Source organism: Agrobacterium salinitolerans (genome assembly GCF_027498475.1).
Classification (GTDB): domain Bacteria; phylum Pseudomonadota; class Alphaproteobacteria; order Rhizobiales; family Rhizobiaceae; genus Agrobacterium; species Agrobacterium salinitolerans.
Map to the genome: position 1 here is coordinate 65,107 of NZ_JAPZLN010000007.1, position 22,679 is coordinate 87,785.

Annotated in this window: 25 protein-coding genes; 13 read left to right on the forward strand and 12 right to left on the reverse strand. The window is 60.6% G+C overall.

The annotated features are described in order from the left end of the window. Nucleotides 1–50: 50 nt before the first annotated feature. From O9X91_RS21190 to O9X91_RS21205, 4 genes are all read right to left on the reverse strand, one after another. Nucleotides 51–617 (reverse strand): type 1 glutamine amidotransferase family protein, encoded by a 567-nt coding sequence (locus tag O9X91_RS21190; protein WP_269833746.1) that lies wholly within the window; start codon nt 615–617, stop codon nt 51–53. 21 nt (nt 618–638) lie between these two features. Then, nucleotides 639–1,127, reverse strand: a complete 489-nt coding sequence (locus O9X91_RS21195) for a GNAT family N-acetyltransferase (protein ID WP_077982725.1) — start codon at nt 1,125–1,127, stop codon at nt 639–641. 203 nt (nt 1,128–1,330) lie between these two features. After that, entirely contained in the window at nt 1,331–1,744 is a 414-nt protein-coding gene (locus tag O9X91_RS21200; protein ID WP_077983013.1) for a MerR family transcriptional regulator, read from the reverse strand. 60 nt (nt 1,745–1,804) lie between these two features. After that, nucleotides 1,805–2,152, reverse strand: coding sequence for a hypothetical protein (locus O9X91_RS21205; RefSeq protein ID WP_162520411.1), 348 nt, complete (start codon nt 2,150–2,152; stop codon nt 1,805–1,807). A 129-nt stretch (nt 2,153–2,281) separates the two neighbouring features. Here O9X91_RS21205 and dmeR point away from each other — a divergent pair, with 129 nt between their 5' ends. Together dmeR and dmeF are read left to right on the forward strand one after the other, a co-directional pair. Continuing rightward, nucleotides 2,282–2,554: a Ni(II)/Co(II)-sensing transcriptional repressor DmeR gene (gene dmeR, locus O9X91_RS21210; protein WP_077982723.1), complete on the forward strand. Its 273-nt coding sequence runs from the start codon at nt 2,282–2,284 to the stop codon at nt 2,552–2,554. 77 nt (nt 2,555–2,631) lie between these two features. After that, complete coding sequence (dmeF, locus tag O9X91_RS21215; RefSeq protein ID WP_269824426.1) at nt 2,632–3,627, forward strand: CDF family Co(II)/Ni(II) efflux transporter DmeF; 996 nt, start codon at nt 2,632–2,634, stop codon at nt 3,625–3,627. Between the two features lie 10 nt (nt 3,628–3,637). Here dmeF and O9X91_RS21220 read toward each other — a convergent pair whose 3' ends face one another. The 5 genes from O9X91_RS21220 to O9X91_RS21240 all read right to left on the reverse strand — a co-directional run bounded on the left by O9X91_RS21220 (nt 3,638) and on the right by O9X91_RS21240 (nt 10,082). Beyond that, nucleotides 3,638–3,925, reverse strand: coding sequence for a hypothetical protein (locus O9X91_RS21220; RefSeq protein ID WP_077982721.1), 288 nt, complete (start codon nt 3,923–3,925; stop codon nt 3,638–3,640). 288 nt (nt 3,926–4,213) lie between these two features. Next, the gene (locus tag O9X91_RS21225; RefSeq protein WP_269824425.1) at nt 4,214–5,332 is read right to left on the reverse strand and encodes a quaternary amine ABC transporter ATP-binding protein; all 1,119 of its coding nucleotides are present in this window, start codon (nt 5,330–5,332) and stop codon (nt 4,214–4,216) included. Next, a complete protein-coding gene (locus O9X91_RS21230; protein WP_077982719.1) occupies nt 5,325–6,233 on the reverse strand; it encodes an ABC transporter permease in 909 nt (302 codons plus the stop codon). Before O9X91_RS21230 ends, O9X91_RS21225 begins: the two co-directional genes overlap by 8 nt. Nucleotides 6,234–6,477: 244 nt before the next feature. Then, nucleotides 6,478–7,488 carry an ABC transporter substrate-binding protein gene (locus tag O9X91_RS21235; RefSeq protein WP_077982718.1) on the reverse strand — a complete coding sequence of 337 codons (1,011 nt, stop codon included), beginning with the start codon at nt 7,486–7,488 and terminating at the stop codon, nt 6,478–6,480. Nucleotides 7,489–7,982: 494 nt separating this feature from the next. Beyond that, nucleotides 7,983–10,082 (reverse strand): S9 family peptidase, encoded by a 2,100-nt coding sequence (locus O9X91_RS21240; RefSeq protein ID WP_269833747.1) that lies wholly within the window; start codon nt 10,080–10,082, stop codon nt 7,983–7,985. Nucleotides 10,083–10,305: 223 nt separating this feature from the next. Here O9X91_RS21240 and O9X91_RS21245 point away from each other — a divergent pair, with 223 nt between their 5' ends. The 4 genes from O9X91_RS21245 to O9X91_RS21260 all read left to right on the forward strand — a co-directional run bounded on the left by O9X91_RS21245 (nt 10,306) and on the right by O9X91_RS21260 (nt 13,861). Continuing rightward, nucleotides 10,306–10,707 carry a DUF930 domain-containing protein gene (locus tag O9X91_RS21245; protein ID WP_077982716.1) on the forward strand — a complete coding sequence of 134 codons (402 nt, stop codon included), beginning with the start codon at nt 10,306–10,308 and terminating at the stop codon, nt 10,705–10,707. 106 nt (nt 10,708–10,813) lie between these two features. Further along, nucleotides 10,814–11,722, forward strand: coding sequence for a dihydrodipicolinate synthase family protein (locus tag O9X91_RS21250; protein WP_269833748.1), 909 nt, complete (start codon nt 10,814–10,816; stop codon nt 11,720–11,722). Between the two features lie 51 nt (nt 11,723–11,773). After that, entirely contained in the window at nt 11,774–12,499 is a 726-nt protein-coding gene (locus O9X91_RS21255) for a polysaccharide deacetylase family protein (protein ID WP_269833749.1), read from the forward strand. Between the two features lie 270 nt (nt 12,500–12,769). After that, nucleotides 12,770–13,861 carry a bifunctional transcriptional activator/DNA repair enzyme AdaA gene (locus O9X91_RS21260; RefSeq protein ID WP_165691181.1) on the forward strand — a complete coding sequence of 364 codons (1,092 nt, stop codon included), beginning with the start codon at nt 12,770–12,772 and terminating at the stop codon, nt 13,859–13,861. A 17-nt stretch (nt 13,862–13,878) separates the two neighbouring features. Here O9X91_RS21260 and O9X91_RS21265 read toward each other — a convergent pair whose 3' ends face one another. Together O9X91_RS21265 and O9X91_RS21270 are read right to left on the reverse strand one after the other, a co-directional pair. Next, the gene (locus O9X91_RS21265) at nt 13,879–15,039 is read right to left on the reverse strand and encodes an AI-2E family transporter (protein WP_077982713.1); all 1,161 of its coding nucleotides are present in this window, start codon (nt 15,037–15,039) and stop codon (nt 13,879–13,881) included. A gap of 84 nt (nt 15,040–15,123) precedes the next feature. After that, nucleotides 15,124–15,984 (reverse strand): VOC family protein, encoded by an 861-nt coding sequence (locus tag O9X91_RS21270; RefSeq protein ID WP_269833750.1) that lies wholly within the window; start codon nt 15,982–15,984, stop codon nt 15,124–15,126. Nucleotides 15,985–16,261: 277 nt separating this feature from the next. Between O9X91_RS21270 and O9X91_RS21275 the strand changes: the two genes are divergently transcribed. From O9X91_RS21275 to O9X91_RS21290, 4 genes are all read left to right on the forward strand, one after another. Next, the gene (locus O9X91_RS21275; RefSeq protein ID WP_269833751.1) at nt 16,262–16,672 is read left to right on the forward strand and encodes a universal stress protein; all 411 of its coding nucleotides are present in this window, start codon (nt 16,262–16,264) and stop codon (nt 16,670–16,672) included. Nucleotides 16,673–16,752: 80 nt separating this feature from the next. Further along, nucleotides 16,753–17,073 carry a TraR/DksA family transcriptional regulator gene (locus tag O9X91_RS21280; RefSeq protein ID WP_077982711.1) on the forward strand — a complete coding sequence of 107 codons (321 nt, stop codon included), beginning with the start codon at nt 16,753–16,755 and terminating at the stop codon, nt 17,071–17,073. Between the two features lie 327 nt (nt 17,074–17,400). Beyond that, nucleotides 17,401–18,069: a PAQR family membrane homeostasis protein TrhA gene (gene trhA, locus O9X91_RS21285; protein ID WP_173988408.1), complete on the forward strand. Its 669-nt coding sequence runs from the start codon at nt 17,401–17,403 to the stop codon at nt 18,067–18,069. A 122-nt stretch (nt 18,070–18,191) separates the two neighbouring features. Further along, nucleotides 18,192–18,689 carry a GNAT family N-acetyltransferase gene (locus O9X91_RS21290; protein WP_269833752.1) on the forward strand — a complete coding sequence of 166 codons (498 nt, stop codon included), beginning with the start codon at nt 18,192–18,194 and terminating at the stop codon, nt 18,687–18,689. A gap of 184 nt (nt 18,690–18,873) precedes the next feature. On the opposite strand, the gene msrB is transcribed toward O9X91_RS21290, so the two are convergent. Then, entirely contained in the window at nt 18,874–19,281 is a 408-nt protein-coding gene (gene msrB / locus O9X91_RS21295; protein ID WP_269833753.1) for a peptide-methionine (R)-S-oxide reductase MsrB, read from the reverse strand. 201 nt (nt 19,282–19,482) lie between these two features. Between msrB and O9X91_RS21300 the strand changes: the two genes are divergently transcribed. The 3 genes from O9X91_RS21300 to O9X91_RS21310 are packed head-to-tail and all read left to right on the forward strand — an operon-like array spanning nt 19,483 to nt 22,660. Further along, a complete protein-coding gene (locus tag O9X91_RS21300; protein WP_142912420.1) occupies nt 19,483–21,867 on the forward strand; it encodes a putative monovalent cation/H+ antiporter subunit A in 2,385 nt (794 codons plus the stop codon). Then, on the forward strand, nt 21,864–22,283 hold the full coding sequence (locus O9X91_RS21305; RefSeq protein ID WP_269833754.1) for a Na(+)/H(+) antiporter subunit B: 420 nt from the start codon (nt 21,864–21,866) through the stop codon (nt 22,281–22,283). Before O9X91_RS21300 ends, O9X91_RS21305 begins: the two co-directional genes overlap by 4 nt. After that, nucleotides 22,283–22,660 (forward strand): Na+/H+ antiporter subunit C, encoded by a 378-nt coding sequence (locus O9X91_RS21310; RefSeq protein WP_077982705.1) that lies wholly within the window; start codon nt 22,283–22,285, stop codon nt 22,658–22,660. The genes O9X91_RS21305 and O9X91_RS21310 overlap by 1 nt, the downstream gene beginning before the upstream one ends. Nucleotides 22,661–22,679 lie beyond the last annotated feature (19 nt).

The following is a 22,679-nucleotide window of genomic DNA, read 5'->3' on the forward strand; positions in this document are numbered from 1 at the left end:
TTGGAGTGACGGGGAAGTGGAGGGTTGTGAAGCATTGAGGCGGATGCGCCTCAGCGATGCTCCGCCGCAAAAACCTGAAGTTCCGCCTCGGCTTCCGGACCAAAGAGGCCGAGGCTTTTCAGAATTTCCACCGCGAAACTCACCGGTGCGCTGCCGGGTGCCGTGACGATGCCACCATCGCTGACCGCTTTGGGCTGATCGCGATAATGCGCCTCACCGCGATAGGCCGGATAGGCCTTGTGGGATGCCAGCGAATTGCCGGTATGGGCGATATCGTTCAGAACACCCGTGCCGCCGAGCGCACTTGCCGCCGCGCAGATGCCGGCCACCAGCCGATCCCTGTCGCGAAACCGGTGCACCAGCCCGCCAAGATCGACAGCCGTTCCCTTTTCCCAGCTGAGACCGCCGGGAATGACGAGCGCATCGATGTCAACGGGATCAAGCGCATCATAGGATGTGTCCGGCGTCACCTTCAGCCCGCCCATCGACGTCACCGGCCCACCATCAGGGGTGGCATAGACGATTTCGACGCCGAGATAGCTGCGCGCTGCCGCCGTAAGCAGCGCCGGCTCCCAGTCGGCAAAATCCTGCGCGAGCGCAATGGCGATCCGTGTCATGACCGTCTCCGTGGGCTTTAATCAGGCGATGGACTGCATGTAGCGCATGCCGGTAACCGGCCGCGGCGCGAAATCCATGTTTTCGTAGAAACGATGCGCCGCCACATTGCCGGTCGTGGCGCTGACGGAAAGATAATCGCAGCCGAGCCGCTTGGCGATATCCCGCGCGCGGGAAACCAGATGCTGGCCGGTGCCATGACCGCGATGGCCGTCACGCACGAAGAGATGATGCAGCTCCAGTCCGCGCCGCCCTTCCTGCGCCCTGTAGAGCGGCAGAAGCAGGGCGTAACCGATCAGCGCGCCATCGGCTTCGGCGACGAGACCATGCACCCAGGGCAGGGCGCCGAACAGGTCGCGCTCAAGCTTCGCCGGCGTGATCGCCGCCGCATCGCCATGGTAGGAGGCAAGCAGCGTGATCATCTCATTGAGTTCGGGCAGATCGGTCTTGCGCGCGCCGCGAATGATGACGACGGGCGGTCTTTCCAGTGTCAGGGAGCTATCTTCGGTCATTTTTTCGGTCCTTTGGTCTTATCGGTGCCGTCAGGACGTTTGAAAACAACAAAGCCGCCTGACGGCGGCTTGTTGACAATATGATCTGTCGAGCCGCCCTTAGAGGAAGGCCCAAAAATACGAGCAGGAGATGGGTGCGCGTTCGTTGATCATGGGAAATGCAATGCGCTCGAATCCATATTCTGTCAAGCCCGGTTTTCGGCTCAATGCTCGCCCTCGCACATGCCGTGGTTGGAAAGCGCGCGGATGACGTAGCAATCCTCGATCGAATGGCCGTGGCAATGGGAGACGATGCGTTCCAGCTCGTGTTCCAGCTTCTTCAGGCTGGCAATCTTCTCGCGCACGTCAGCAAGATGTTCGGCGGCGATGCGATCCGCACCCTCGCACGGCATTTCCCGGTGCTGACTGAGCGCGATAAGTTCGCGAATGGCATCAATGTTGAGGCCGAGATCGCGCGCATGGCGGATGAAGGTCAGCCTTTCGAGGTCGGATTTCTCGTAACGGCGCTGGTTTCCCTCCGAACGATCCGCCTCGCGGATGAGGCCCATCTGCTCGTAATAGCGGATCGTCGGCACCTTCACGCCGGTGCGTTTCGATAGTTCACCGATGGACAGCATGGCTTTCTCCATATCTCCAGTCTCTAGAGATATGGCTTTTTCGCGCCCGGTTCAATGGCCTCAAGTGGCGTCGTTGACGCCAAGAGCATGGGCCAGCGCCTTCAGAATCTGCGATTCGAGGCTTGCCATGTCCGGCTGGGCGGAAGCGGCCACGTCAGCATTGGCGCCAGTTGCGGCGGAAGCGCCGCTATCCATGTTCCAGAGAGCAGCGGCCAGGCTGGCGGAGGCACCGGCAAGCGGGGCTACGGCAGTGGCGACATTGCCTGCCACCGAAATGGCGCGATGGGCCGCCCGCGTCAGCTCCTGCAAAGCCTCGGTGGTGGACTGGCTCTCCCGGTTGTGCGCAGGCGCGATGCCGCGGACCGGAGAGGCGAAATTGATGCTGCTGGTTGCTGCGATAGTCGTCATGACTGTGAGTCCCCTAGTTCTGATGGGGCATTTTTAAGGTCCGAAACATTCCCGAAGATTGCGTCATGCACGCCTTGTGCAAAAAGTAGACGAAATATAGTATACCCCCCTATAGTATATGAGGTGCATATGTCCCACACGATCCGCAACAAGGACAAGTTGCTGGCCCGCATCCGGCGTCTGAAAGGGCAGATGGAGGCGGTGGAGCGCGCATTGGACGAGGCCAAGCCCTGCGGTGAGGTGCTGCAATTGCTCGCCTCCGTGCGCGGCGCGCTTTCAGGCCTGACCGGGGAGGTGATGCAGGAGCACCTGCACGAACATGTCGTTCATGCCGAAAATGAAGACGAGAGGGCGCGGGCGGCGGAAGAGCTGGCCCAGGTGCTGAAGACCTACATCCGGTAGGTCGACGCAGGCCAGCAGAACCGAAAAAGCCGGCACAGCTGAGAAGCGCCGGTAGAGTCGAGAGAGGATTGAGCGACATGACGACGACTTCCGAGCCTTTCGCCACGGCGGAGCATCACCATATTTATCTCGGTCAGAATCATGAGCGCAATGAAAGGCGCGTCTGGATGGTCATTGCATTGACCACCGTCATGATGGTGGCGGAGATTGTCGCCGGCCACTGGTTCGGCTCCATGGCGCTGACGGCTGACGGATGGCATATGTCCACCCATGCGGGCGCAATGCTGATTTCGGCGCTCGCTTATCTCTATGCAAGGCGCGAGGCGCGCAATCCGCGCTTCAGCTTCGGCACCGGCAAGTTCGGCGATCTCGCCGGTTTCGCCAGCGCCGTCGTGCTCGCCGTGGTGGCGCTGCTTATCGCGGTTGAAAGTGGCCTGCGCCTCATCAGCCCCGTCGAGATCGATTTCAACCAGGCGATTCTCGTTGCCGTCATCGGACTTGTCGTCAATCTCGTAAGCGCCGTGCTGTTGAAGGATGACCATCACCACGATCATGGCCACGGCCATGGCTCGCATGCCCATCACGGCCATGGCAGCCATGCCCACCACGATCACGGTTCGCATGCGGAGCAGGGTGCAAAGGGCGGGCGGGACAATAATCTGCGCGCCGCCTATCTGCATGTGCTGGCGGATGCGCTGACCTCGGTCCTTGCCATCGTTGCACTGCTGCTCGGCAAGTGGAACGGCTGGAACTTTCTCGACCCGTTGATGGGTATCGTCGGTGGTCTGGTCATTGCCCGCTGGTCATGGGGGCTCATTCGTTCCACGGCAACGACGCTTGTCGATGCGGTGCCGCTGGCGGACGACCTGCCGCAGGAAATCCGTGAAAGTGTGGAAACGGAAGAAGATCGTATCACCGACCTGCATGTCTGGCAGGTAGGTCCCGGCCACCATGCGGCCATTGTGGCAATCCATTCGCGGGCGCCGAAAGCGCCGGCCTTTTATAAGCAGAAACTTGCTGCCATACATGAACTGTCGCATGTGACGGTGGAGGTCAGCCCGGCAAGGGCCTGATTGGAATCGCCTATTCGGTATATTCCGAATAGGCGCTGCGCACCCATTCAGCCTGGGCTTCCGCCGTGTCTTCGGCGGAGGCCGCGACCGTCTCCTGATAAGCGGGCGCGCTGCCATTGCCCACGGCCCACAGAACATTGGCCAGCGACTGGGAAAGAATGGTGCTGGAAACGGTGGGGTTGCCGGGGCCGCGCTTCACGGCCTGCTCTTCCGGCGCACTTTGCGCGCTGCCAGCTTTTTCGATGTCGCGGATGCGACCCTGATAATTATATCCGCCAATATTGCTTTCGATCTGCATGTCGATGATTCCGCGTTCAAAAGTTAACGAATGGTTAACGGCGGCAACTTGTCCGAAGCTTGCGCTTGCTGCGTTGCAGCGATCGCCGAGGGTTGACAGCCGGCGAAGTAGTGCTTCGTTTTTGCATGGAGGGGGCGGGGCGTGCGAGGATGCAGCAGCCGTTTATATACGAGACGAGGCAGGATCGCATGGGTGCCGAAAGGCCTGCCTCACACTCCACGTCATCCTCGCCTCAAGGGCGAGGATGACGTGGAGAGTTTTAGAACTTTATAGACAGGATCAAGCGGATCACACCGTTTCCTTCTGCACCGGAGCAACGGGCTCCGGTACCTTCTCCGGTTTATCCGTCGCCTTCACCTCCACCTCAACCGTCGCCACCGTCTCCTGCTGCGCAGGCGTCACCATGGCGGCCACCAGCGTGTCGAGACCGATGCTGCCGACCGGCTTGCCGTCCTCATCCACCACATGGGCCTGGGTTTCATTGGCCTCCGACATGTCGCGGGCAATGGTTTCCAGCGTCGCGTTCTCAGGCACGGACATGCCTTCCGGCTTGCTGTCCAGCGGCTCCATCACCGTCGTCGCCTGCAGCACGCGGCTGCGATTGACGTCGCGAACGAAGTCGGAGACGTAACCATCGGCCGGTGAAAGGATGATGCTCTGGCCGTCGCCCTGCTGCACCACTTCGCCGTCCTTCAGGATGGCAATGTGGTCGCCGAGCCGCAGAGCCTCGTCCAGATCGTGGGTGATGAACACCACGGTCTTTTTCAGTTCCTGCTGAAGATCGAGCAGCATCGTCTGCATATCGACGCGGATCAGCGGATCGAGCGCCGAATAGGCTTCGTCCATCAGGAGAATATCGGCGTCATTGGCAAGCGCGCGGGCAAGGCCGACACGCTGTTGCATGCCACCGGAAAGCTGGTTCGGATAATAATCCTCGTAGCCGTCAAGGCCGACACGATTGAGCCAGTAACGGCCTTTCTCTTCGCTCTCCTTGCGCGGTATGCCCTGGATGTCCAGGCCGTAAACGCTGTTTTCCAGCACTGTGCGGTGCGGCAGCAGGCCGAATTTCTGGAACACCATCGCCGTCTTGTGGCGGCGGAATTTCCTGAGCGCCGACGTGCTCATGCCGCAAATGTCTTCGCCGTCGTAGAGAACCTCACCGGCGGTCGGGTCGATCAGCCGGTTGATGTGGCGGATCAGCGTCGACTTGCCGGAACCGGAAAGCCCCATGACGACGGTGATCTTGCCGCCCGGCATGGTGATGTTGATGTTGTTGAGACCGAGTACGTGGTTGTGTTTGTCGTTCAGCTCGACCTTGTCCATGCCTCTTCGTACCGCTTCGAGATATTTCTCGGGATGCTTGCCGAAGATCTTGTAAAGGTTGCGGATTTCGATGCTTTTAGCCATGGGAGACCTCGCGGTATTTCTGCAGGCGTTTGCCGAAAGCCTGGCTCGCCCGGTCGAACATGATGGCGATGGCGACCAGAGCGAAACCGTTCAGGAAACCTACCGTGAAGAACTGGTTGTTGATGGCCTGCAGCACGTTCTTGCCGAGCCCGCCGACACCGACCATGGAGGCGACGACGACCATGGCGAGCGCCATCATGATAGTCTGGTTGATGCCGGTCATGATGGTGGGCAACGCCAGCGGCAGCTGCACATTGAACAGCTTCTGGCGGTTGGAGGAGCCGAAGGCGTCCGCCGCTTCCAGCACTTCCCGGTCCACCAGGCGAATGCCGAGGCTGGTCAGGCGGATGACGGGCGGAATGGCGTAGATCACCACTGCGATCAGGCCCGGAACCTTGCCGATGCCGAATATCACCACCACGGGGATGAGATAAACGAAGCTCGGCATGGTCTGCATCACGTCCAGCACGGGGTTGATGAGGCGCTGAAGGCGTTCCGAGCGTCCCATCAGGATGCCGAGCGGCAGGCCGATGACGATGGCGATCAGGGTGGCGATGGCGACGATGGACAGCGTTGTCATCGCGTCGCGCCAGAGGCCCACTGCGCCGATCATCAGCAGCGACGCCGCGGTACCGGCGGTGATCTTGATGCTGCGACCGGCGAAATGCACAATGGCAAGAATGACCAGCATGGTGATGATCCACGGGGTCTGAATAAACAGCCGCTCCGAGGAATTGAGGAAGAGTTGCAGCGGATGCACGACGACGTCGATTGCATCGCCGTAATTGCGCACGAGATCGCGAAAGCCGTCATCGATGGTCTTGCGTGCCACACGCATGGTTGAATTGTCGATGGCGGGGAACTTGCAGAGCATGTCCGGCAAGTAATTGCAGAGGGCCATTATTGTTGTTTTCCCTATGGGTTTTGGGGGATGGGTGGTGGAGGTTGGAGTGCGCGGGCACCCCCCCTCTGTCCTGCCGGACATCTCCCCCTCAAGGGGGGAGATCGATCTGCGGCAAGGTCTCGCCCATCTCGATGGTTGAGGATGAAGCGGTGAAAGCGCGCCCAGCCGATCTCCCCCCTTGAGGGGGAGATGCCCGGCAGGGCAGAGGTGGGTAAGCGGCTTGCGCCAACCCCGCCAGCAATCACATCGAAGCCTTGATCTTCTCGACCACCTCGGCCGGCACCCACTTTGTCCAGATGTCCTCATGGTTCTCGAGGAAATATTCCGCGCCGTCCTCGTTGGTGCCCTGGTTCTCATCCATCCAGGCGAGGATTTCGGCCACCGTCTTGTTGTCCCAGCTGCGGGCCTTGATGTAGTCCAGCGTCACGCCGGCCTTGCTTTCGAAGTCCTTGGTGATGACGGTATAGACATCGGCCACCGGATAGGCGTTGACCTTGGGGTCGGCGCAGTCGACCTTCGCCGTGCATTCGTCGAAATGGGCGCGGTCTAGTTCGACGCCATCGTCCAGCTTCACCATTTCGTATTTGCCGAGAATGGCGGTGGGCGACCAATAATAGCCGAGCCAGCCCTGCTTCTTTTCAAACGCATTGGCAATGGAGCCGTCAAGGCCGGCGGCCGAACCCGTGTCGACCAGCGTGAAGCCCTTCTTGTCGCCTTCGCGCGCCTTGTAGAGATTGGCGGTCGTCACCTGGCAGTTCCAGCCGGAGGGGCAATTATGCACGGCGCCCTTGCTGGCGTCTTCAGGCGCCGGGAACAGTTCGGGATGTTTCAGAGCATCCTCGACGGTCTTGATGTCGGGGTGTTCGTCGGCGATGAATTTCGGGATCCACCAGCCTTCGATACCGCCATCGGTGAGAATTTTCGAGGCTTCGATCAGCCGGCCTTCCTTGACGGCGGCATTAAGCGGCTCGCGCACGGCATTGACCCACAATTCGGGCGCCATGTCCGGCTGGCCCTTTTCGTTCATGGAAGCGAAGGTCGGCATGGTGTCGCCACTGACGACATTGACCGTGCAGTCATAGCCGTTTTCCATGATGAACTTGTCGACATAAGCCGCGACGCCGGCGGATGCCCAGTTCATTTCGGCGATGGTGACGCTGCCGCACTCTTCGGCGGCATTGGCGGAATTTGCTGCACCGGCAGCGATGGTAAAGCCCGTTACGAGAATGGTCGAGGCTAGGAGTTTCTTCATGGTGTAAGACCCCCAAGTCTGATGCAGTGTTTTCAGTTGGCAAAGCGGGAGCACTGCAAAGCCCGGATTGCCAAGGGCGAACTGACATAGCGCGTGAAAAAGCCGAAAATTGACGGCAAGAAGAATAACCGCAGAACACGCTGCGGAATTGCCGCAAGAACAACGGCGAAAATGCGCATGAATATGTCAACGGTCGGCATAATACGGCCAAAAAGTGATATTGCAACGCAAAATGGCGCATCGCAGCCATGCGTTCGATTTTTGGAGCGTTCTTTATTTGGTGTAATACATGGAATATATTCTAATTTTTCAGAAATATATTACATATTTCAGTATGGCGAAATAAAAATCCCGGTGGAATCAAGTCGGAATTCAAGGAGAAAATAAAGTCGCGATTTTGTGGAAAAAATATTCGGAAAGAGGGTTTGTGAAGGTATTTTTATGCTGTTTCGATGCGGGCGGCGGCCCTGTCGCCGCCCGACAACGGTCAGATGTCAAACAGCGTCCTTGCCGGCCACCTTCAGCGCAAAGGCATATTCGAAGGCGATTTCCTCCAGCCGCTGGAAACGCCCGGACTTGCCGCCATGGCCTGCCGCCATGTTGGTCTTTAGCAGGATGGGCGCTTCCCCTATCGTCTTTTCGCGCAGCTTCGCCACCCATTTGGTCGGTTCCCAATAGGTCACGCGCGGATCGGTGAGACCGGAAAGCGCGAGAATTGGCGGGTAGGGCTTAGCACCCACATTGTCATAGGGGCTGTAGGCGGCGATCCAGCCATATTCCTCCGCCGATTCCAGTGGGTTGCCCCATTCCGGCCATTCCGGCGGTGTCAGCGGCAAAGTGTCATCGAGCATGGTGGTCAGCACGTCCACGAAGGGAACGGCGGCGATGATGCCGGCGAATTTTTCCGGCGCCATATTGGCGACCGCCCCCATCAGCATGCCGCCGGCCGAACCGCCTTCGGCGACGATGCCCTGATAGGAGGTAAAACCTTCCTGAACGAGATGATCGGCAGCGGCGATGAAATCCTTGAAGGTGTTCTGTTTGGCTTCCATCTTGCCGGTTTCGTACCATTCGAAACCCTTGTCCTTGCCGCCGCGAATATGGGCGATGGCATAGATGAAACCACGGTCGGCGAGCGACAGCGTGGTGGTGGAGAAGGAGGCGGGGATGGTGATGCCGTAAGCGCCGTATCCGTAGAGCAGGCAGGGGGCGGAACCGTTAAGCGCCACATCCTTGCGATAGAGCAGGGACACCGGCACCAGTTCGCCGTCATGGGCAGGCGCCATGATACGGCGGGTGATGTAATCGTCCGGATTGTGGCCGGAAGGCACTTCCTGCGTCTTCAGCAGCGTGCGCTCGCGGGTCACCATGTCGTAGTCGAACAGCTGGCTCGGCGTCGTCATCGAGGAATAGGAGAAGCGGATGACATCGGTGTCATATTCCGCCGCGCCATGCAGGCCGAGAGAATAGGCCTCCTCGGCAAAGGCGATGGAATGTTCCTCGCCGGTGCGGCGATCGCGGATGACGATGCGTGGCAGGCCGTCGCGGCGTTCCAGCCAGATCAGGTGGCGGGCATAGGCGTCGACGGAGAGGATGAGGCGGCCCGGCTCGTGGGGCACGACTTCTTTCCAGTTTTCCTTGCCGGGTGCGGTGACGGGCGCTTCCACGATGCGGAAATCCTTGGCGTCGCCGTCATTGGTGAGGATGAAGAACACATCGCCGCCTTCGCACATCGAATATTCGACGCCCTCTTCGCGCTCCGCCACGACAGCAGGCTCGGCGGTCAGGTCTTTCGTGGAGAGAATGCGATATTCGCTGGTCTCATGGTCGTGAATGTCGATGAAGATGAAATCGTCGAGCACGGACGCGCCGACACCCATGAAGAAGCCGGGATCCTTTTCCTCATAGACCAGCCGGTCGGCCGATTGCGGCTCGCCGATGATATGGTGGAAGACTTTCGACGGACGGTGGTTCTCGTCCTGCAGCGTATAAAAGAAGCTCTTGCCGTCGGGCGCCCATGCCCCGCCGCCGCCGGTATTTTCGACGACGTCGGCAAGGTCCTCGCCGGTCTCGAGGTTGCGGATGCGCAGCGTGAAATATTCCGAGCCCTTGTCATCGTAACCCCAGATACCGTGGCTATGATCGGAAGACTGGTCGAGACCGGCAAGACGGAAATAATCCTTGCCCTCCGCTTCCTTGTCGCCGTTCAGCAGCACATGTTTTTCGCCGCCGCCGCGCGGGGTGCGGAAATAATGCGGCTGCTCGCCGCCGGTCACGAACAGGGTGCCATAGGCGTAAGGACCGTCATTGACCGGAACGGAGGAATCGTCCTGCTTGATACGGCCCTTCATTTCGTTAAACAGCTTTTCCTGAAGCGCCTTCGTGTCCCCCATGGCCGCTTCCATATAGGCGTTCTCGGCCTCCAGATGGGTACGGATGGCGGGGTCGAGCAGGGTAGGGTCCTTGAACATGGCCTGCCAGTTATCGGCCCGGAACCAGGCGTAATCGTCGGTGCGGGTAATGCCGTGATGCGTATCCTGAACGGGCCTTTTTTCGGCGGTCGGGGCGGCGGGCAGGTTCTTGAAAATCGGCAAGGGAAACTCGCTTTCCTGTAAAAAATCTTGGGCGGCACCAAGATGTAGAGCGGGCCTTGCGGCCGATCAAGTTTCAAATCTCCAGAGGCGGAATGCGGCTCGGGCACAATTTCGTCAGCTTTCGATCACATTTTGGCAATATCCGGCAAATCAGCGATGATGGATGCAGGCTGCCCGGCCTGCCGCCCACCACAAGAACAAACGAAAAAACTGACAGGACCCCATGCGAAAGCTTCTTCCCGCTGCCCTTTCTGCCTTTTTCCTTGGCTTGCAGACCTTCACCCCCGCTTTTGCGATCGATGCCAGCGTCATGCGGCAGTTGAACGCGCTGGCCCCCGAGGAGCGGCTGGAACAGCGCTGCGATATCGAGGCGATGGAGCGCATCGCAACGGAGCAGAAGGGCATGAAACCCGACAAGGTCATCGCCTATACTTTCGGCGATCCGGAAGTGGGCAAGAACTCCATCAAGGCGCCCGGCGCAGTCTTCAGGAGTGCGGGCGAATGGTACAAGCTGAAATATAAGTGCCAGCTCAAGAGCGACAGTCTCAGCATCCAGTCCTTCGACTACCGTGTGGGCGACAAAATTCCCGAACAGCAGTGGAAGAAGTTGTATCTTTATGACTGAGCACGGAATTTTTCGATTTCAGGTCAGCCTTTAACCGCCGCTTTTGTTGCGGCCGTGCGGCCGGCTCTGTAACCCTGACTTCCGATCGAAGTGAGGGGACATAGACATGGCGAGACGATTCAAGGGGCTTTCTGCTTTTCCGATCACGCCCGCCGATGAGGCCGGGCGGGTCGATGTCGAGGCCTTCTGCGCCCTGATCGAGCGGCTGGATGCGGCGGCGGTCGATTCCGTCGGTATTCTCGGCAGCACCGGCATCTACATGTATCTCACGCGTGAGGAGAGGCGCCGTGCCATCGAAGCGGCCGCCGGCATCCTCAAGGGCAAGCGCATATTGATGGCAGGCGTCGGCGCCTTGCGCACCGATGACGCCGTGGCGCTGGCAAAGGATGCGGAAGCCGCTGGCGCTGATGCGTTGCTGCTGGCGCCCGTGTCCTACACGCCGCTGACGCAGGAAGAGGCCTATCACCATTTCGCCGCCGTGGCGGGTGCGACGGCGCTGCCGCTCGCCATCTACAACAATCCGACGACCACGCGCTTCACCTTCAGCGACGAGCTTCTGGTGCGGCTTGCCTATATCCCCAATATCCGCGCCATCAAGATGCCGCTGCCGGTCGATTCCGATTATGCTGGCGAGCTTGCGCGGCTGCGCCCGAAGCTGGGGCAAGATTTCGCCATCGGTTACAGCGGCGACTGGGGCTGCGCTGACGCCACGCTTGCCGGCGGCGACGCCTGGTACAGCGTGGTCGCCGGCCTGCTGCCGGTTCCAGCCCTGCGGCTGATGCGGGCGGCTCAGGCCGGCAATGCGGAAGAGGTCAAGCGGATCGAAGTGGCCTTCCAGCCGCTCTGGACGCTGTTTAAGGAATTCGGCAGCATTCGCGTGGTTTACGCCGCCGCCAACATGCTGACGCTGACGGTGAGCGAACCGCCCCGGCCGATCTTGCCGCTCACCAGCGCCGAACGCCAGCGGGTGGAAGAGGCGCTGGAGGCGCTGTCTGCGCTGGAAACCGCGCCTTAATTCGGGCGCTTTGCGGGCGGATTGCCAGCTCTTCACACTCCGGAACACAAAATGCTGCGTCGCCTCTTCATCGCCACCCTGTTTTTCTCCGCCTCATCCGTCGCCTTTGCGGGAACCGGCCTTGTCGAGCCGTCGCTGAAAATGTCGCCGCAGCATGACGGCAAGGTGCGGGTGGCGATGACGCTGGACGCCTGCATGGGCAAGACCGACCACCGCATCCTCGATACGCTGGTGAGGGAGCGCATTCCCGCGACGATCTTCGTCACCGCCCGCTGGCTGAAGCATAATGGCGAGGCGCTGGCCGTGCTCATGGCGCATCCGGATTTGTTCGAGATTGAAAATCACGGCGAGAATCATGTGCCGGCAGTGGACAAGCCGGTTTCCATCTACGGCATCGCCGCCGCCGGCTCCGAAGCGGCGGTCGAGCAGGAGGTGGGGGGCGGCCGTCAGGCCATCGTCGCCGCCACCGGCCTCCAGCCGCAATGGTTCCGCGGTGCGACGGCCAAATATACCAACTCCTCCATGGCCACCATCAACCGGCTGGGCATGCGGGTGGCCGGTTATTCCATCAATGGCGATGGCGGCTCGCTGCTGGGTGCAGCCATGACGGCGAAACACATCGCTTCGGCAAAAGATGGCGATGTCATCATCTCCCACATCAACCAGCCCACCCATGAGGCGGGCGAGGGCGTGGTGAAAGGGCTTCTGGCGCTGAAGGCGCGCGGCGTGATTTTTTCACGGCTGGACGACCCGTCCTTCGCACCGCCTGTGAATTGATCCGCAAGGTCGCCGCCCGTTTCTTCTCCCCGCCGGGGAGAAGATGCCCGAAGGGCAGATGAGGGGGCAAGCTCCCCGCATTTTTCCACCGTCGCCCCCTCATCCGGCGCTGCGCGCCACCTTCTCCCCGGCGGGGAGAAGAAATATGCCGCACCGGCTCACCTCACTGAAAGCAGCCGTCGTCAGGGCTGAAGGATGAAGATACATCCTTCCACATCCATGCCTGTTTTTCGGCGGCGCGGGTCAAAAATTTGCGCTAGCATCCTCCCCATGATGCTGTTCAAACGCCCCGATACCGAAACGCTCTATTCCGCCCTTGTGAACAAGGACCCCGCCTATGAGGGCGTGGCCTATGTGTGTGTGACGTCGACGAAGATTTTCTGCCGCTTCACCTGCACGGCGCGAAAGCCGAAGATCGAAAACTGCCGGTTCCGCGAGACCATCGCCGAATGTCTGGAGGCGGGTTTCCGTCCCTGCAAGCGCTGCAAGCCGATGCTGTCCTATGGCTCCGCCGACGAGACCGTGACGTCGCTGCTGACGGCGTTGGAAAGCGACCCGGCGCGGCGCTGGCGCGAGGAGGATGTGGTGGCGCTCGGCCATGATCCTTCCACCGTGCGCCGCACCTTCAAGCGCCGTTTCGGCATGAGCTTTCTGGAAATCGCCAGATTGCGGCGGGTGGGCGGTGCGGCGGAGAGCCTCGCTTCCGGCGAAGCGGTGATAGGCGCCCAGATCGATGCCGGTTATGAATCCGGCAGCGGCTTCCGCGCCGCCATCAACCAGTTCTTCGGCTCTTCGCCCGTCGCGATGAAAGGCAAGGGGTTCTTGAAGGGCGACTGGATCGATACGCCGATCGGCCCGATGCTCGCCGTCGCTGACGATCACGCCCTGCATCTCCTCGAATTTGCCGACCGGCCGGCGCTCGCCGCCGAATTGAAGCGGCTGAAGACGCGCACCGGCGCGGATATGGTGCTTGGCCGGACGGCCGTGACCGGCCAGATCGAAGCGGAACTCAAGGCCTATTTCGCCGGTCATTCGGCTGCCTTCAAAACGCGTCTTGCCGGCCATGGTACACCTTTCGAGCGCGATGTCTGGCGCAACCTGCGGGAAATCCCGGCGGGCGAGATCGTCAGCTATTCCTCGCTCGCAACCGCCATGGACAGGTCATCCGCCGTACGTGCGGTCGCGCGTGCCAATGGCGCGAACCAGATCGCCATTGTTGTGCCGTGCCACCGTGTGCTGGGCGCCGATGGCAGCCTGACTGGCTATGGCGGCGGGCTGTGGCGCAAGAAATGGCTGATCGAGCACGAGCGCCGCATGGCGCAGACGCTCCGCGGCGTGCAAAAAGTTCCGCTCGCCTCCTGATGGCGCCGAAGAAGAGGCTAGTCGGGCAGGTTCGGCACCACCCGGCGGGTGGGGAAGAGTTCGCGTGTCACCGTCATGGCGATCAACGATAGCGGCAGGGCGAGCATCGCGCCGGCCGCCCCCCACATCCACGTCCAGAAGATGATCATCACGAAGACCAGGAAGGGATTGATTTCCATGTTACGGCCGACGACAGCCGGGAAGGCGAGGTTCTCCATCAACAGGTGAATGGTGAAGAAGGCGCCTGCCGGCAGCAGCGCGAGGACCATGTTGTCATGGGTGATGATGCCGGCGACGGTGAGCGATATGGTCATGAGGGTAATGCCGAGAAACGGCACGAAGCTCGAAAGGAAGGCAAAAAGACCCCACAATAGCGGCATGGAGAGGCCTCCGAGATAAGCGATCACGATCATGGTGACGCCAAGCGCGGCGTAGATCAGGCTCGCCGTGGCAAAATAGGTGCCGAGCACTTTTTCCACCGAGCCGATGATGCGGATGGTTCTAAGTCGCTGATGGCGCGCCGGGAAGGCCATGATGAGGGCCTTGCGCAGCCGCAGGCGGCTGTAGAGAAACATCAGGAGCGCCGCAAGGAAGATCAGCCCCTGCACGATCGCGGGCGTCACGTTCGCGCCAAGCAACGAGATGATTTCGCCGCTACGCGACAGCAGCGATTCCATTGACATGGAGCCCATGCTGAAGGTGGCCGCAGAAATATTCAGCCACCTCATATTTTCGAAATAGGGCAAGAAGCGATCAATGGTCCGCTCGATCAGGGCTGGGCCCTCCGATGCCAGTTGGGAGACCGGGTCCACCAGCGAATTGACCACGAAGAAAATGACGGCGGCGACGAGTGTGGACAGGATGATGGCGACGCCTGCGCCCGGTATGCCGTAGGAGGCCAGTTTCTCGGCCGAGACGCCGAGGATCATACCGACGACAACCGCCATCACAACAGGCATCAGGATCATCGACAATTCATGGATGACCGCCATGGACACGATCAGGAAAATGCCGATGATCGACCAGGCAACGAAGACATCAAGCGCCTCTCGTCCGAGCGGTTGCTGGCTGCGCGCGTCATCGCGCTGCGAAACCGAAGCCGGTGTCGCAAGTGGATCGGCCTTGTCCAGCAGCAAGGCCGCAGTGTCGGCGAGATCCGGCTTAGCGTTCTCATTCATCGAACTATCCCCCAATAAGGTGGCTAACGTCCGACAAATCCGGCGGTTCCGGGGCGGCACAAATTTCTGCCGCCCCTGTTGTGTTTATGCGGAAAGCTTCAGCCCGATGCCCCACGGATCCTTCAGCGCAATGCCGTCGCTTTGCCGCTCTGTGGCGATTTCCAGCCGGTCGAGCGCGGCAATCGCCGTCTCAAGCGCAGCCGGCTCGTTAAAGGTCAGCGAATAGCCGGAAAGACCGGTCATATTGTCCTTGCGGGCGGCCGCACCCCGGCTGTTCCAGATATTGGCGGCGACGTGGTGGTGATAGGCGCCCGACCCGAAGAAGCTCGCGCCGGGATAACGCGCCATGATCTTCAGCCCCAGCACATCCTGATAAAATTCATCCGCCTGCGGAATATTGCCCACCTGCAGATGGATATGGCCGATGGCTGTTCCTGCCGCCGCACCGGTAAAGGCCGTCTTCGGCGCGCTGTCGTAAAGCGCCTGAAGGTTGAGGCCGAGGGTGGCCATTTCCACCGTGCCGTCCTGCTGGTAGGTCCATTCGTCCGGCGAACGGTCGCGGTAGACTTCTATGCCGTTGCCTTCCGGGTCGGCAAGATAGATCGCCTCGCTGACCAGATGGTCGGACGCGCCCTGAAACTGGACATTGTTATGGGCGGCATGCGCCAGCCAATGGGCCAGATCGTTCCGGCTCGGCATCAGGAAGGCGGTGTGGAACAGGCCCGCGGCGTTGCGCGGCGCGCGTTGCGTCGTGCCGGAGGTGGAAAGTGTGAGCAGCGGCTGGCCGCCGACACCCAGCACTTCGCCGCTCGGGTTGTTTTCAAGAACGGAAAGACCGATGATCTTCCGGTAAAAATCCGAAACGCGCGGCAGATCGTGAACGACGAGATGCGCCTGGCCGACATAGGCCGGCCGCGTCAGGGCGAATTGTTTGATTTCACTCATCATGATCTCCATATTGAATCCGAAGCGCCCTGGGGCGGATCGGTCGCCGAAATTATCGGCCGACGCCGCTTTGCGGCGTTTGTCGAAGGCAAATATGGGCTGGTTTCGTCGTTCAGCAAAGATCGTCGTCTGGCGATTGACCGTCCACTATTCGTTGACAATGCCCCGTTCCGGCCTGGCTCCGGCTTTGACTTCGATCAAGGTGAAGGCCGTGCCAACGGGGAATATAAGCCTAGTCCGACACGCCAAACGGCGGATCAAGCCAAAGGAGACAGCCATGTACAAGAAGATCATCGTACCGGTAGACCTCAGCGCCACCGACAAGGGCGAAAAGATTCTCGAAAAGGCCAAGGCGCTTCTGGATCCCGATGGCGAGATCGTTCTCATCAACGTTGTCGAGGAGCTGCCGGGCTATATGGCGATCGACCTGCCGGTCGACCTGATCGAAAACGCCATCAAGGACGCCAAGACCAGGCTTTCGGACATCAAGAGCAGGGCCGGTTTCAAGGGCAGCCAGGAAATCCGAAGCGGCGCGCCCGCGCGCGAAATCATCGCCGCCGCCGAGGAACACAAGGCCGACCTCATCATCATCGCGTCGCACACGCCGGATTTCAGCAATTATTTCATCGGCGCCACCGCCGACCGCGTGGTGCGCCACGCCAAATGCTCGGTGCTGGTCGACCGATGAAAGCCTGACATTTCAGGGGTGCGGGCGGGTTTTCCGTCTGGAAATGCGACGATGCAAGAAGATCGGCTGGAGGAAAAAACATGAATGTCGAAACTTACGAGAAAATCCTGCGAGACCGCCAGCGCGAGCTTTATCGCCGCCTGCACAAAATCGAGGCCGATTTCGAAGAGCCTCGCAATCCCGACGACGAGGATCGCGCCACCGAACGCAGCAATGACGAGGTGCTGGACGAACTGGGGCAGGTGGGTCAGGACGAGCTGCGCGCCATCGACGCAGCCCTCGACCGTATCGCCAGCGGCACCTTCGGCACCTGCGTCAAATGCGGCAAGAAGATTTCGGAGGATCGGCTGAAGGCGGTGCCATACACGCCGTTCTGCCAGGAATGCGCTGCGGCTTTGTGATTGCGGCTAAAAAGGATTATTGCGTGGTACGACATCACGGCAGGTTTCTTCTCCCCGCCGGGGAGAAGGTGGCCCGAAGGGTCGGATGAGGGGGCAAGCTCTCCGGATATCTCTACCCTCGCCCCCTCATCCCGCTGCCGCGACCTTCTCCCCGGCGGGGAGAAGAAACAAGCGGCGGTCGCTCGCTACACCGGTACAGGCCGAAACAAGACCTCTCCTTTCGCAACAACGCCGAACGCAATTTGATCGCCGTTAACCGGCCGCTGTCTTGTTCCTGTCTAATATTGTCTCCATGCTTTGATGAAAGCACGCAGACGGGATTGGACTATGAGCGATTTATGGCGGTTCGGACGCCAATATGATTTTCACGAGATTGTCGCCGATGGCATCGTCCATGGTGTCGGCATCGTGTTTGCGCTTATCGGCGCCACGGCGCTGATTTTCTACGCGACCGCCTGGGGGACGCTCAGCGCGATCGCCGCCGCGTGGATTTACGGTCTCGGACTTGTCGCCTGCCTCTCCGTGTCCTTCACCTATAATATCTGGCCGCACTCAAGGGTAAAATGGTTCCTGCGCCGGCTGGATCACTCGGCAATCTTCATCCTCATAGCCGCCACCTACACGCCATTCCTGATGCGCGGCATCCACGATCCGCTGATCGCCGTCATGCTGGGGCTGATCTGGCTTGCCGCCATCTGCGGCATCCTCCTCAAATGCCTGTTTCCCGGCCGCTACGACCGGGTCGCCATTGGTCTCTATCTTGCCATGGGCTGGAGCGGCATCATGGTGGTGGAACCTTTGTCGTCGCACCTCGCCCCCGTCACGCTCTGGCTCATCGTCGCCGGCGGCGTCATCTATTCGCTCGGCGTGATTTTCCATGTCTGGGAAAAGCTGCGCTTCCAGAATGCCATCTGGCACGGTTTCGTCGTCTCGGCAGCCGCCGTCCATTATTTCGCCGTTGTCACCGCCTTCAGCCTCGTCCCGATGGCGTCCTGACGCCCTTTTTTTGACGGGGTAAGCAACGCGCTGGACATTGCGCGGCGTCATCCCTTAAGGCTCGTCAGAGGAGCAGCCGTCTTTTGCAGCCGCTCATCTAGACATATGAGGGCGAAGCAACAATGACCGTGGAACTGCGCGACGCGACCGTGGACGATCTCTCCGGCATCATGGAGATCTACAACGATGCGGTGGTGAACACGACCGCGATCTGGAATGAGGTCGTGGTCGATCTGGATAACCGGAAAGAATGGTTCGCCGCCCGCACGTCTCGCGGTTTTCCGGTCATCGTCGCCATTCACGACGGCAAGGTTGCCGGTTATGCATCCTATGGCGACTGGCGCGCCTTTGACGGCTATCGCCACACCCGCGAACATTCGGTTTATGTGCACAAGGATGCGCGCGGCCACGGCATCGGCAAAAAGCTGATGCAGGCGTTGATCGATCATGCGAGCGGCAACGACGTGCATGTGCTGATCGCCGCCATCGAGGCGGAAAACATCGCCTCCATCCGCCTGCATGAAAGCCTCGGCTTCCGGGTCGTCGGCCGGTTCTCGGAAGTCGGCACCAAGTTCGGACGCTGGCTGGATTTGACGTGTATGGAACTGAAGCTGGGCTGAAAGCTGAAGGCCACCTCTGGATCGGGCTTATGCCGCTTGTTTCTTCTCCCCGCCGGGGAGAAGTCCGCGGCAGCGGGATGAGGGGGCGAGCTCCCCGAAATACGGCAACGTTACCCCCTCATCTGACCCTTCGGGCCATCTTCTCCCCGGCGGGGAGAAGAAACTCGCGGCACGGTCTTGCCGCTCAAACCGGCTCGAACACCATCGAATGGCCGTTGATGCAATAACGCAGGCCGGTGGGCTTCGGGCCGTCCGGGAAGACGTGGCCAAGATGGCCGCCGCAATTGGCGCAACGGATTTCCGTGCGCACCATGCCGTGGCTGGCGTCGCGATGTTCCGTCACCGCGCCCGCTTTTACCGGCTCGAAATAGCTCGGCCAGCCGCAGCCGGCATCGAATTTCGTATCGGAGAGGAACAGCGGCTCGTCGCAGGCCGCGCAGCGATAGAGGCCCTTCTGGAATGTATCCCAATAGGGCCCGGTGAAGGCGCGCTCGGTGCCGTGTTCGCGCAGGATGCGATATTGTTCCGGCGTCAGCTGCTCACGCCATTCGGCATCGGTCTTTTTGATCTTGGGGGATGTCAGATCGCTCATGGAATGATCCTTTCTTTGCGTCTCAGATAGTCATCGCCGCCGCCGATTGAAAGGGGAACGACGTCATAACGCGTTCGTTATGGGACGGGAGTACCGATTTGGGTTGAGAAGGGCGTGTCTATGCCTTAACTGGAAAATCGATTTGAAAGAAGAACGCCATTTATTGGCGCGCAGGGATGGGGTATATCCCGGGAGACGTGAATGACATCCGATGTCACGCCGCTGACATTCCTATCGCTTTTTCTGCCGTTTCTGGCAGCGCTCGCTGCGCCGGCCCTGGTGAAACGGTTTGGCCACAACGCGGCATGGGTTCTGGCGATTGCGCCTGCTCTCGCCTTTGCGCATTTCGCGCTGATGCTGCCGCAGATCGCGGCAGGCGGGGTGGTGACAGGCGGTTATGCCTGGGTGCCGAGCTTCAATCTCAGCTTTTCCTGGTTCATCGACGGCCTGTCGCTGACTTTCGCGTTGCTGATCACCGGCATCGGCCTGCTGATCGTGCTCTATGCGGGTGGTTATATGAAGGGCCATCCGCAGCAGGGCCGGTTCCTGTCCTTCCTGCTGCTCTTCATGGGCGCGATGCTGGGCGTCGTCGTTTCCGACAGCCTGCTGATGCTGTTCGTCTTCTGGGAACTCACCTCCATCACCTCTTTCCTGCTGATCGGCTTCGATCATGAGCGCGCCGCCTCGCGCCGCGCCGCGTTGCAGGCGCTGGTGGTGACGGGCGGCGGCGGTCTCCTGCTGCTCGCAGGGCTGATCTTCATCTGGGACATCAGCGGCATGACGCAATTGTCGATGCTGGTGCGCGGCGGCGATGTCTTGCGCGACAGCCCGTTTTATCTGGCGGCGCTGCTTCTGGTTCTCGGCGGGGCCTTCACCAAATCGGCGCAGTTTCCCTTCCATTTCTGGCTGCCCAACGCCATGGAAGCGCCCACTCCGGTTTCGGCCTATCTGCACTCGGCGACCATGGTGAAGGCGGGCGTCTATCTCTTGATGCGGCTCAACCCGGTGCTCGGCGATACCGCCGCCTGGCAGATCCTGCTGCCTTTCTTCGGCGGGCTGACCATGCTTATCGGCGCGCTGCTGGCCGTGCGCCAGACCGATCTCAAGCTGATGCTCGCCTATACCACGGTGTCGTCGCTCGGCCTTTTGGTCATGCTGACGGGCTTTGGTTCCGCCCATGCCATCGAGGCGGCGGTGCTTTATCTGGTGGCGCATTCGCTGTTCAAGGGCGCGCTGTTCATGGTCGCCGGCATCATCGACCATGAGACCGGCACCCGCGACGTCACGAAGCTCGGCGGCCTGCGAAAAGCCATGCCGATCACCTTTACAGCGGCGCTGGCGGCTGCGATTTCCATGGCCGGCCTGCCGCCCTTTTTCGGGTTTCTCGCCAAGGAAGAGATCTATTACGCGCTGGCGCATGGCAATCCGCGGGCCGTGCTGTTCACCGGCATCGCCATCCTCGGCAACGCGCTGATGTTCGCCGTCGCCTTCGCGGTGGCGCTGAAACCCTTTCTCGGCAAGCCGGTGAAGACCCCGAAACACGCGCATGAAGGCCCGCTGTTGCTCTGGCTAGGACCGGCGCTTCTGGCGCTGAAGGGGCTGACGATCGCGCTCTTTTCCGGCGTCGCGCACTTCTATGTCTCCACGCCGATGGCGAGCGCCATCGCCGGTGAAGCGCGCCCGGTGGAAATCTCGCTCATCCCGCATATTGGCGTGCCGCTCGGCCTGTCGCTGCTGACGATTGCGCTCGGCATTGCTCTCTATGCGCAGCTTTCCACCGCCCGTGGGCTGATCGACCGCACCTTCAAGGCGTTGGGGGCGGGGCCGGACAGGGGCTTTGACGTTTTCATCGACATGCTGGTGAAAGTCTCGTTCCACATCACCCGGCTCATTCAGCCGGGTAGGCTGGAGTTTTACGTTACCGCCACTTTCGCCGTCATCGCCGCCGTGCTGCTTGTGCCGCTGTTCCTTTATGGGGAGTTGCCGTCCATGCCGTCATGGCCGCACGATATGCAGGTCCATGAACTCACCTTCATCGTCATTGCCGTGGCGGGCCTCATCGCGGTGCCGACGGCGTCGAGCCGGCTCACCGCCATCATCGCGCTCGGCATTCAGGGCTTTGCGGTGGCGGTCATTTTCCTGCTGTTCGGCGCGCCTGATCTCTCCTTCACGCAATTCATGGTCGAGACGCTTTCGGTGGTCATTCTGACGCTTGTCATGACGCGGCTTCGCCTGTCGCCGTCAGACCATCGCGGCCTTGGCCAGAAGCTGATGGACGGCACCATCGCCATCGCCTGCGGAACCGGCTTCGCTTTGTTCCTGATGCGCGCGACGCAGGCGAGCTTCGACAACCGCCTGACGGACTTCTACAACACCTATTCCAAGGCCATCGCCCACGGCGCCAATGTGGTCAACGTCATCATCGTCGACTTCCGCGGCACGGATACGCTCGGTGAAATCGCCGTCGTGATGATAACGGGCCTTGCCATCCTTGCGCTGATCCGCATCCGTCCGGCCGCCGCCGTCAAGGGAGCCGCCGTCAAGGGACCGGCCAGAACCGCGAAGAAGAAAGGAGCGCGGGTATGAACACGCTCATTCTGCGCACCGTCACTCCCGTTGTCACCAGCCTCATGGTGCTGTTTTCCATCTTCGTGCTGCTGCGCGGCCATAATGAGCCGGGCGGCGGTTTCATCGGCGGCCTGATTGCGGTCTCGGCGCTGGCGATCTACGGCATAGCCTATGGCGTGACCGCGGTTCGGCGCGCCATCGTGTTTCATCCGCTCGCCATCGCCGGGGCGGGGCTGTTGCTGTCCATGCTTTCCGGCCTCGTTTCCATGGCCGCCGGCGTGCCCTTCATGACCGGGCTGTGGGTCTATCCGAACCTGTTCGGTGTCGAAATTCCGCTATCCACCGTCATGTCCTTCGATATCGGTGTCTATCTTGTCGTGGTCGGCGCCATCACCTCCATCGCACTGGCGCTGGAAGAAAGGGAAAGCGACTGATGGAAGCGGTCTTCTCCATTCTCGTCGGCATCTTCTTTTCGGTGGCGATCTACCTCATGCTGTCGCGTCACAGCATCCGCATGCTGCTCGGCGTCGCCATTCTCGGCAATGCAGTGAACCTCCTGCTGTTCACTGCGGGCAGGCTGACGCGCGAAGTGCCGCCGATCATTCCGCCCGGCATGGACACGCTGCCCCCGGGTGCGGCCAATCCGCTGCCGCAGGCGCTCATCCTCACGGCAATCGTCATTTCCTTTTCTTTCTTCTGTTTCCTTCTGGTGCTGACCTGGCGTGCGTTTCAGGAATTGCAGACCGACGACACGGACGAAATGCGCACCGCAGAACCCGCAGGCGAGCCGATGCCGCCGCTCGGTTATTGAGCGGCGAGGCTGAGACAAC

Coding starts and splice junctions, on each gene's coding strand:
- O9X91_RS21190 (WP_269833746.1), bottom strand. CDS start 617: ATGACACGGATCGCCATTGCGCTCGCGCAGGATTTTGCCGACTGGGAG.
- O9X91_RS21195 (WP_077982725.1), bottom strand. CDS start 1,127: ATGACCGAAGATAGCTCCCTGACACTGGAAAGACCGCCCGTCGTCATC.
- O9X91_RS21200 (WP_077983013.1), bottom strand. CDS start 1,744: ATGCTGTCCATCGGTGAACTATCGAAACGCACCGGCGTGAAGGTGCCG.
- O9X91_RS21205 (WP_162520411.1), bottom strand. CDS start 2,152: ATGACGACTATCGCAGCAACCAGCAGCATCAATTTCGCCTCTCCGGTC.
- dmeR (WP_077982723.1), top strand. CDS start 2,282: ATGTCCCACACGATCCGCAACAAGGACAAGTTGCTGGCCCGCATCCGG.
- dmeF (WP_269824426.1), top strand. CDS start 2,632: ATGACGACGACTTCCGAGCCTTTCGCCACGGCGGAGCATCACCATATT.
- O9X91_RS21220 (WP_077982721.1), bottom strand. CDS start 3,925: ATGCAGATCGAAAGCAATATTGGCGGATATAATTATCAGGGTCGCATC.
- O9X91_RS21225 (WP_269824425.1), bottom strand. CDS start 5,332: ATGGCTAAAAGCATCGAAATCCGCAACCTTTACAAGATCTTCGGCAAG.
- O9X91_RS21230 (WP_077982719.1), bottom strand. CDS start 6,233: ATGGCCCTCTGCAATTACTTGCCGGACATGCTCTGCAAGTTCCCCGCC.
- O9X91_RS21235 (WP_077982718.1), bottom strand. CDS start 7,488: ATGAAGAAACTCCTAGCCTCGACCATTCTCGTAACGGGCTTTACCATC.
- O9X91_RS21245 (WP_077982716.1), top strand. CDS start 10,306: ATGCGAAAGCTTCTTCCCGCTGCCCTTTCTGCCTTTTTCCTTGGCTTG.
- O9X91_RS21250 (WP_269833748.1), top strand. CDS start 10,814: ATGGCGAGACGATTCAAGGGGCTTTCTGCTTTTCCGATCACGCCCGCC.
- O9X91_RS21255 (WP_269833749.1), top strand. CDS start 11,774: ATGCTGCGTCGCCTCTTCATCGCCACCCTGTTTTTCTCCGCCTCATCC.
- O9X91_RS21260 (WP_165691181.1), top strand. CDS start 12,770: ATGATGCTGTTCAAACGCCCCGATACCGAAACGCTCTATTCCGCCCTT.
- O9X91_RS21265 (WP_077982713.1), bottom strand. CDS start 15,039: ATGAATGAGAACGCTAAGCCGGATCTCGCCGACACTGCGGCCTTGCTG.
- O9X91_RS21270 (WP_269833750.1), bottom strand. CDS start 15,984: ATGAGTGAAATCAAACAATTCGCCCTGACGCGGCCGGCCTATGTCGGC.
- O9X91_RS21275 (WP_269833751.1), top strand. CDS start 16,262: ATGTACAAGAAGATCATCGTACCGGTAGACCTCAGCGCCACCGACAAG.
- O9X91_RS21280 (WP_077982711.1), top strand. CDS start 16,753: ATGAATGTCGAAACTTACGAGAAAATCCTGCGAGACCGCCAGCGCGAG.
- trhA (WP_173988408.1), top strand. CDS start 17,401: ATGAGCGATTTATGGCGGTTCGGACGCCAATATGATTTTCACGAGATT.
- O9X91_RS21290 (WP_269833752.1), top strand. CDS start 18,192: ATGACCGTGGAACTGCGCGACGCGACCGTGGACGATCTCTCCGGCATC.
- msrB (WP_269833753.1), bottom strand. CDS start 19,281: ATGAGCGATCTGACATCCCCCAAGATCAAAAAGACCGATGCCGAATGG.
- O9X91_RS21300 (WP_142912420.1), top strand. CDS start 19,483: ATGACATCCGATGTCACGCCGCTGACATTCCTATCGCTTTTTCTGCCG.
- O9X91_RS21305 (WP_269833754.1), top strand. CDS start 21,864: ATGAACACGCTCATTCTGCGCACCGTCACTCCCGTTGTCACCAGCCTC.
- O9X91_RS21310 (WP_077982705.1), top strand. CDS start 22,283: ATGGAAGCGGTCTTCTCCATTCTCGTCGGCATCTTCTTTTCGGTGGCG.